Origin of the sequence: Endozoicomonas sp. YOMI1, assembly GCF_024606345.1 — a bacterium.
In the GTDB taxonomy this organism is placed as follows: Bacteria; Pseudomonadota; Gammaproteobacteria; order Pseudomonadales; family Endozoicomonadaceae; genus Endozoicomonas.
In genome coordinates, this window is record NZ_JAHHPM010000355.1 from 1 (window position 1) to 8635 (window position 8635).

Sequence of the window (8635 nt, forward strand, 5' to 3'; positions counted from 1 at the left end):
AACAACTTGAAGACGCCTTTTGGAAAAATAAACAGTTACAAAGACGTATAATTACCTCGACTGATGTGCTTACAGCCTTTGCAAGTGATACAACGTCGATCAGAAGTGGCTTTTTCCTGCAAAAACCTTAATGAATATATCTATGGCTTGTTGATGCGCTCTCTGCTTACTCTGAATAAAGCCAGGCAGTTTATTGCCCTGTACTCTGAAAGCAAATCCGGAGAACCTGACGATCCGGATAACCATCTTTAGAAACCGCTTCAGGAACCAAATAATTATTTTGAGGTCAAACTGTCGTGTTTATAATCCAGACAGGGCTTTATTTTGAAACCATCACTCCCAGCATCACCATCATTCCACTCCCACCCAAAGCCTGCTGGCGATCAACAAGCCGGTTCAAGTGGGATTCCTGATCACTCCACAGATACATTTAGCGGTAAAGGAATCTCAAACCATCCGTCTCCCGGAGATACAGCCACCCTGACTGAAGAAGGCCAACGTATTGAGGATGCCTTTTGGAAAAAAAACCATTACAAGGGCGTCAAATCACCTCGGCTGATGTGCTTACCGCCTATGGAAATGACCAAACGTCTCTCAGGGGGGGCTTATTCCTGCAAAAACTGTACTTCAATAACATTCTACACGACAACAGAAGAGTGACCCCGGATGACGTCATTCAAGAATTCAAGCGGGTGCCAGATCAAGAAAATGTGTGGGAATCAGCGATAGAGCATTTCGAGCACAAAGTCGAAAGAATGCGTGCCAGCCACCTGGCACGCTTTGAGCAGGAATTTTCTCTGAGGGGGGGGTTGCTGTTGCATGGCCATCGGGTGACACCGGGAGATGGTTCCCACGCAGATGCAGTAACTGCCAGTGCGGCTGAAACCCCGGAGTCATTGTCAAAAACAGGCGAATCGGGTTTCCCGGACAATCAGGCTCCGCCGTTAAATGCGCTCACCCTGAAAGCGCTGGAGATTATCCAGGAAATCAATGATTCTGACAGCAAACTCCCTCTTCGGATTACCGGGCCATGCGCAGGATTTTTTCAGAACCGCTGCTCTTCATTCGACGATATTGACATTATTTGCCCAACAGAAGAGTCTGCCCAAAAACTTTTTGAAAAGATGGCCGCACTTAACACCGACAGGGATTCAGAAATTCGCGCCCGGTTCCAGTTAATCCCGGGATGTAAGGATATCAGACTACCGAAAATCTCCATTATTCGTCTTAAAGATGGTGGTTTGGGTACAGCACAGAAGCTTGATATCTATATCACTTTTGACGACAGCTTGTCAGATGAAAGTGGAGTCGTGTCCGGTTTTTTCCATCCCGATGTTGGGCGGTTGGTATGGTGTTTATCGCTTGCTGAAGAAACTCGACTGCTGAACACTACGCTGAAACTCCTCGCTGATAACCTTGATTCGCTGACAGAGCAAGTGAAAGAAAAAAAGTTTCACATAAACCGAAACGTTCTGTTTGGTCTCCCAAAAGATACTGATGAGCGTATTTATGGCTTGCTTATGCGATGTCTGATTACCCTGCATGAAGGCAAACAGTTTATCGCCATGCACGCTGAAGAAGAGCCTGACGAACAGATTAAAGAGCAACAACAAGACCTTCATGCACTGACTGAAAAGCTTCAAGCGAAATTACAACATCACCCTCACCGTGAGGCTTTGGAACATAGCGTTAACCATTGGCTATCGACTACGCCGGGTAAGAACGTCACCGAGATCAATAGGCAGATATATATCGAAACACTGCTTGCAATGTTGCACTGATTATCCGGTGGCTATCGTAAAAAGCAGACCTTGACGATAGCCGTGAAGTCCATCCCTGATTAGTAACGTTTGTCCATTAATACCAATGGCCGGTTTTCCATCAGCGTCCGGGCCAGTGCTACCCGCTGGCGCTGACCACCGGACAGGTGCTGGGGCAGAACCTGGGCTTTTTCGCTCAGGCCCACCTTGGCCAGAATGGACATGGCCCGCTCCTGCACCTCGGCTGATAAGAGCGGACGACGGGTGAACACATCGGTCAGATTGCGGCGCAGGCGCTGCCCCAGGGTGATATTTTCCAGTACCGAAAACCAGGGCAGCAGCAAATCCTGCTGCGCCATCCAGGCGATTCGATGATGAACTGAAAAGCCGTCCTGACAAACCACTTCTCCCGTTGTTTTGCCCGCAGGCAGACCGGCAATCAAACGCAGCAGACTGGTTTTACCCACACCGCTGCCGCCCAGAAGGCAAGTCCACTGGCCCCCCTTAAGGGTCAGGTTGAGGTCTTTAAAAACACAGTGGCTGCCAAATCTCAGGCTGGCCTGGCGAATAATCACATCAAACATGCGTTGCGGTATTCTCTTTACGACCAGGTTCGGTAAAAGTGGTGGACCGGGCCATGGCCAGAACCGATGTTCAGATGGTCGGCATGGGTAATGGCACCGGCAATGTACTCCTTGGCAGATCTGACGGCGTCGGTCAAAGGGTAACCCCTGGCCAGCAAAGCGGTGACTGCAGACGACAATGTGCAGCCTGTGCCGTGGGTATTTCGGGTTTCAACCCATGGAGACTCGAGTTTGTGCAGGGTGTTACCGTCATGGAAAAGATCAATGGCCTGGTTATTGCCCTGGTCTGAGGCAAGGTGGCCACCTTTCAGCAATACTGCACTGGCTCCCAGCGCCATCAACGGGTCGATCATGGCGATCATGGCTTCCAGTGACTCAGGCCGTGGGCAATTCAGCAGAACCGCCGCCTCCGGCAGGTTGGGGGTAATCAGTGAGGCTTTGGGAATCAGTTTGCGACGCAGGTTATCTATGGCGGCTTCCTGAAGCAGAACATCACCGCTGGTGGCCACCATGACCGGGTCAACCACCAGGTATTTCAGCGGGTAATCACTGACAGCATGGGCAACCGTATCAATCACTTCAGGCTGGCTCAGCATGCCAACCTTGACGGCGGCAATCTTCAGGTCGGAAAAGACCGAGTCCAGCTGCTCCCGGACAAAGGCGGGCGAGACGTCAAAAATACCCTGAACACCCAGCGTGTTCTGTGCGGTCAGCGCAGTGATCACACTGCAGCCATAGGCACCAAGGGCTGAGAAGGTTTTCAGGTCTGCCTGAATGCCGGCACCACCGCCACTGTCGGAACCGGCAATGGTCAATGCGATGGGTGTAGAAGACATAAACTCGCGCCGCTCCACAAGATAAACTCCATATCATTAGGGCTGGCGGGAAAAACGGGCAGGGCGTTGCGGTTCCTGTCGGGGCAATAAACTGCATTGAATAACAGGTTTGCACGATGGTCAGTACATCAGGGTTTTATCAGCTCTCAGGCCCGTTGGTTTCCTACGCCAGCATTATCTGGTTCAGGTTCAATGGGTGTATCTCAGTTCTGCCATTATTGGCAGAACACCCCAACCAACACCGGCGGAGTCTATGGGGTTTGCCACAGGCTGTCCAGCGATTGAGTGAATTGGTGCTTATCCAGTCTTACGGACCAACCAGAAATACAGCGGGTAAGGCAGGTGACGCAGAAGCCCCAGGGTAGCGGCGAAAATGCGGGGGAATCGAATTTCGAACTGTCGCCCCTTCATCCCTTTGACGATGATCTCCGCGGCCTTATCCACCTCCATCAGAAAAGGCATGGGGAATCGGTTCTTGTTGGTCAGTGGTGTTTTGACAAAACCCGGATTGATCACTTTGATATCAATACCCTCTCTCCAGAGTTCCGAGTTCAGTGATTCCGCCATATTGATTAACGCCGCCTTGGTGGCACCATAGCCCGCTGCTTTGGGCAGGCCTCGATAGCCTGCCAGTGACGCATTAATGGCAATCACCCCTTTACCCTGTTTTTTCATGGTGGCGATCAGTGGCTCAAGGCAGTGGCAGACACCCATCAGGTTCAGTTCCATCTGTTGACGCACCACACTGCTGGTAAACTCTGCTGCTGGTGTGGCGATATAGGTGCCGGCATTTAAAATCGCCTGATCAATGGGGCCATGATTATCAATGATCTGGTTGACCGTCTCATCCACTGCCGTTTGATCAGTCACATCCAGAGGATAGGGAACGATTCTGCCAGGCAATTCAGCCGATTGCCTGGCCAGTGCTGCCAGCCGTTCCTCATTTCGGGCACTGGCCGCTACGGTCATCCCTTCACGGGTCAGGGCAATGGCAACCGCTTCACCAATGCCCTGGCTGGCTCCGGTAATCCAGACCAGCGGAGCATCAGAAGGCGCTATATCCTGAGTAGAGTTCATGTCTGCTGCCTTTATGGTTTTTCTTTAACGGCGTTCTCTGGCCCGGCTTTTTCGAAAGCGACCGTTAAAGTACCCAGCTTTATTCCCCATTTGCTCATGGTTGCCACATTCAGTAATACCCCATCTTCCTGCAGGAACATCCAGTCATCAAAGTTAACCACCCACTCTCGGCCACGGATGGGCAGTCGCATCTGGTATTTGAAGTTAAAGGCATTACCGGCACTTCGGCCAATGGCCTGGCCAACGATATCTCCGGCCGTTCCCAGGTACTGCCCGTCACCCATAATGTTGACCTTCCAGATACGGTTTGACTCGCTACCATCCGAATAGATGAAGTGCTCATCCAGGATCAGTACACCGTCTTTGACTTCTCCGGTCATCAACACCTTAAAACGCTGTTGAACATTGCCGAACCGGTCCTGAAACATGCCCCAGGCGACGGTTTCCCCGGCAAAGTAGTGTTCAATTTTCAGACTTGGTTCACTGGCTGCATAATCTTCAATATTCATGGCTGAGCACCCCGTCAGCATAAAAAGCAGGGTCAGGAGACAGGCTCGCCCCGACGTCCAATCTTTTATTGTTGTTACAGCGACTGGCATAGTGCTGTCTCCCTTGACACAGGTTTGGTGAGTTTGTAGAGGCAAACATCAATACACCTGAATTGAAAACCGGTCGTGCAGTAATCCAGGTAAAACTGCCACATGCGTTTAAAGCGCTGATCAAATCCGAGCTGCTCAATGGCGGGCCAGGCCGAAAGGAAGTGCCGTTTCCATTCATCCAGCGTTTTTGCATAGTCGAGACCAAAGGAGAGTGTGTTGTTAATAGCCAGCCCGGCCTTTCCGGCCTGCTCTTTCATCGCCTTGTCACTGGGCAACATGCCGCCCGGGAAGATGTAGCGCTGAATAAAGTCGACACCACGGCGATACTCCTCGAAGCGGGCGTCATCAATCAGGATGGCCTGGATAACGGCAGAACCTCCGGGTTTCAGGCTGCGGTATAGTTGTTCAAAATAGACCGGCCAGTGCTCTTCACCGACGGCCTCAATCATTTCGATGGAGACGATATGGTCAAACTGTTCATGGATATCCCGGTAATCCGTAAGACTGAACTGATGGGACTGGTTGTCAGACATCTGTTGTGCGTAGGCAAGCTGTTCTTGTGACAGTGTTATCCCATGGTAAGCGCCTTGATGCCGCTGATTCAGTGCCCGGGCAAAGCCGCCCCAGCCACAGCCTATCTCCAGCACGGAATGCCCCGGACGAAGCTCAAGCCAGTCGACAATGGTGTTGTATTTATTGCCCTGTGCGGTTTCCAGGTCCTCGTGCTCCTCAAGATATAGGGCACTTGAATAGGTCATGGTCGGGTCAAGCCATAGCTGATAAAAGTCGTTGCCCAGGTCATAATGCGCGGCAATATTGCGACGACTGCCGGAGCGACTGTTACGGCGTATTTTGTGCAACACCCGGTTAAACAGATTGCTGAACCAGTTGGATGTCATCACCTCCAGCAAATTGTCTTCATTGGCCATGGCCCAGTCGGTCAGTGTTTTCAGGTCCGGAGTGCTCCAGTCGCCATTAATAAACGACTCTGACCAGCCCAATAACCCCTGGCTGCTTTGCTGTATTAAACCCACAGGGTTATGGATCTGCAGACAGGGGATGGGTGTGCCTGAGTGGAACTGCCCGACCATCACACTTTCATTACCATCAATGCGCAGCTCAATTTTGCTCACCCCCGCGTTGACCAATCGCTTTTCCAGCCAGGAGAGCACATTTCTCAGCGCCGGGAACCAGGGTTTGCTGGTTATCTCCGTGGAGCTGGTTGAGTTCATATTTTCTTCCCCCTGTTCGCTGTATTGTTCTGTGAAAAATATTTTGCGTCCTCGCTGTTCATTGATGCGTAGGGCGCAAAATCTTTTTCTTTTGCTTTTGGCGTTTCTGCACGGGTATGGCTGAAAAAGAAATGTCTTGGCGTGTGTGGGTAAATCGATATGCCCTTTAGCCAGAGCCGCAAGGCTTCCCAATGGATGGCAGCCATGACTTTCAGGGTTTGCAGTGGCAGCAGCATGGTCTGTTTTACGATAAAACGATCGGTGATGGTTTTGCGCAGCCCTTTGAACACGGCAGTGAATAGCTTACCGCTGGCATCGTTCAGGTTAATGGCGAGAGTAACCTTCTCTCCGGGGGGCTGTATCCGGAAATGGTAATAGCAGTCCATGGGAAAGAAGGGGGAAACATGCAGTGCTTTATTGGCCTGTTGTTGAATAGGTCGTTGGACAACCTGCTTGTTACACTCTATCGATCGTTTATCGTCCGACTGTTCTTCAGGCTCCACAGCCGCCACATAGGAGTGCCTTTCGCCAAAGGTATTGCTGACTTCATAGACGATGGCGGTCAGCTTTTCATCCCGATAGCAAAAGTACACCGCCAATGGGTTAAAGGTATAGCCAAACATTCTTGGATAACAAAGTAAACTTACGTTGTCCGGTGTCTCAATATTATGGTGGTGAAGCAACTGGTTGATCTGTTCCCGCAACGGTGTCTCTGAGCCATCACCATGATCACGGGGGTAGAAAGACACAACATTAAATCGGTTAGTGGAAAACAGGGTGAGCTGCTTATCCAGCACCTCAATGGTATCCAGATCCAGCAACCAGGAAGCCACCTGATAAGAGAACCGATGCTTCTTCGGTTTGAACCGGTGGTGCATCAACTCGCCAACATAAATAGAAGAACCAGAAGGAGACTCCATTCTCAAGATTCCTGCTGCTGAGGTTCAGAGGATGTGAGTTGAGTGTCGGAGAAGTCTGGGCCAAAAAAGCTGCGCCCAAAAAGGTCTGGACGGTGAAGTCGGTCATTCTCTCCCTTAACCTGCCAAGGCCTGCGAATGCCCCCAAGGCTTTCCGCAACAGCAAGGCCGGACTGTAATCCGTCTTCATGAAAACCATAGCCCATCCATGCACCACAATACCAGGTGCGGTTTCTACCCTGGAGCTCCCATATTCTCTCCTGAGCTTCAATAGCGGCGCGATCAAATACTGGATGGTCATAAAGATAACAGCCATGGATCAAATCTGTTGCTGGCTCCTGCTCGGGATTCAGCGTGACAAACAGTGGCGGACCGTCGAGACGTTGCAGATTGTTCATCCAGTAGGTAACCGCAGGCCCCTGCTCACTGCCAGGGTCTGATGTATGTGAACCAAGATAGTTCCAGCTGGCCCAGGCTTTTTTGTTGTCAGGCATCAGTCGTTCATCGCTGTGTAACAAAGCCTTGTTGCGCTGAAACGTAAAAGCGCCCAGCAAGTGCTGCTCAAATTCGTCTGGCTCAGAAAGCAGGCTGAGCGTAGTGTCAGCATGGCAGGCCATAACCACATGGTCAAAATGCCAGTCTTTACCCTGGAAATCGGCCAATTGAACCCGGTCAGAAAACCGTTTTATTTTTCGAATACAGCGATTAGTGAGCGCCGATGTACCCAGCTCATCAATAATCCGCTGAACATACTCCCGACTGCCTCCTTTAACGGTTTGCCATTGAGGACGATCCGACAGTTGCAGCAGGCCATGGTTTGAGCAGAAGCGCAGAAAAGCCAAAGCCGGGTAGTCCAGCATTTTGTCAGCCGGTGTTGACCAGATAGCAGCGCCCATGGGAATCAGGTGATCATGAATGAACCGTTGGCTGAAGCGCTCACGATGCAATAGCTGGCCAAGGGTTAATGAAGCATCTATGCCCTGTTCATGGTCAAGGCAGCCCAGCCATTTTTCGCTGTTGCGATAAAAACGCAGAATATCAGCCAGCATTAGCCAGAACCCCGGGCGGAGCAAGTTGCTTTTCTGGGCAAATAATCCTGAAAGATCAGTACCGGCGTACTCAGTAGAACCGTTGTTCAAAGAAACGGCAAAGGACATATCCGTGGGGACAAAAGGCACCTTTAGGTGTTTGAAAAAAGCGATCAGATTTGGATAGGTTTTCTCATTAAAAACAATAAATCCGGTATCGACGGGAATCGGCTTCTCATCACCCACAGACACAGTATGACTGTGCCCGCCGAAGCGATCATCCTTTTCAAATAAGGTAACGTTGTGCTGTCTGGAAAGTAGCCAGGCGCAGGAAAGTCCGCTAATACCGGAACCGACGACAGCTATGTTCATTCCTTTTGTGGACACAAATAAGACTCCCTGTTGATTTTATTCGCTATAAAAAAGGCTTGGGTATCAATAAGTAATTTTTATCTACAAAAACCTTTCATCAGAGCAGTAAGGTACTGTGCGAAAAATTTACGGACACAGTGGCATAATGGTTCACCCAATCATATGGAAAATTGATCAATGATGTTTCAGCCACTGCAATAAGTAGTTAACCAAATGAAATCGTATTTTCT

General features: G+C 50.4%; 8 protein-coding genes and 1 riboswitch. Of the genes, 1 reads left to right on the forward strand and 7 read right to left on the reverse strand.

Features of this window, described 5'->3' with window-relative positions; translation table 11 throughout:
• Nucleotides 1–515 precede the first annotated feature (515 nt).
• Nucleotides 516–1781, forward strand: coding sequence for a hypothetical protein (locus KDK15_RS12825; RefSeq protein ID WP_257295774.1), 1266 nt, complete (start codon nucleotides 516–518; stop codon nucleotides 1779–1781).
• A gap of 59 nt (nucleotides 1782–1840) precedes the next feature.
• Here the strand turns inward: KDK15_RS12825 and KDK15_RS12830 are convergent, their stop codons facing one another.
• The 7 genes from KDK15_RS12830 to KDK15_RS12860 form a co-directional block, all read right to left on the reverse strand.
• Nucleotides 1841–2344 carry an ATP-binding cassette domain-containing protein gene (locus KDK15_RS12830; RefSeq protein WP_257295775.1) on the reverse strand — a complete coding sequence of 168 codons (504 nt, stop codon included), beginning with the start codon at nucleotides 2342–2344 and terminating at the stop codon, nucleotides 1841–1843.
• 17 nt (nucleotides 2345–2361) lie between these two features.
• Nucleotides 2362–3180: a bifunctional hydroxymethylpyrimidine kinase/phosphomethylpyrimidine kinase gene (thiD, locus tag KDK15_RS12835; protein ID WP_257295776.1), complete on the reverse strand. Its 819-nt coding sequence runs from the start codon at nucleotides 3178–3180 to the stop codon at nucleotides 2362–2364.
• Between the two features lie 143 nt (nucleotides 3181–3323).
• Nucleotides 3324–3424: riboswitch (TPP riboswitch) on the reverse strand.
• A 53-nt stretch (nucleotides 3425–3477) separates the two neighbouring features.
• Nucleotides 3478–4257 carry an SDR family oxidoreductase gene (locus tag KDK15_RS12840; protein WP_257295777.1) on the reverse strand — a complete coding sequence of 260 codons (780 nt, stop codon included), beginning with the start codon at nucleotides 4255–4257 and terminating at the stop codon, nucleotides 3478–3480.
• A gap of 11 nt (nucleotides 4258–4268) precedes the next feature.
• A complete protein-coding gene (locus tag KDK15_RS12845; RefSeq protein ID WP_257295778.1) occupies nucleotides 4269–4856 on the reverse strand; it encodes a DUF3833 domain-containing protein in 588 nt (195 codons plus the stop codon).
• Nucleotides 4841–6088 (reverse strand): cyclopropane-fatty-acyl-phospholipid synthase family protein, encoded by a 1248-nt coding sequence (locus KDK15_RS12850; RefSeq protein WP_257295779.1) that lies wholly within the window; start codon nucleotides 6086–6088, stop codon nucleotides 4841–4843. The genes KDK15_RS12845 and KDK15_RS12850 overlap by 16 nt, the downstream gene beginning before the upstream one ends.
• A complete protein-coding gene (locus KDK15_RS12855; RefSeq protein ID WP_257295780.1) occupies nucleotides 6085–7008 on the reverse strand; it encodes a DUF1365 domain-containing protein in 924 nt (307 codons plus the stop codon). Before KDK15_RS12855 ends, KDK15_RS12850 begins: the two co-directional genes overlap by 4 nt.
• A 2-nt stretch (nucleotides 7009–7010) precedes the next feature.
• Nucleotides 7011–8420, reverse strand: coding sequence for an FAD-dependent oxidoreductase (locus tag KDK15_RS12860; RefSeq protein WP_257295781.1), 1410 nt, complete (start codon nucleotides 8418–8420; stop codon nucleotides 7011–7013).
• Nucleotides 8421–8635: the final 215 nt, after the last annotated feature.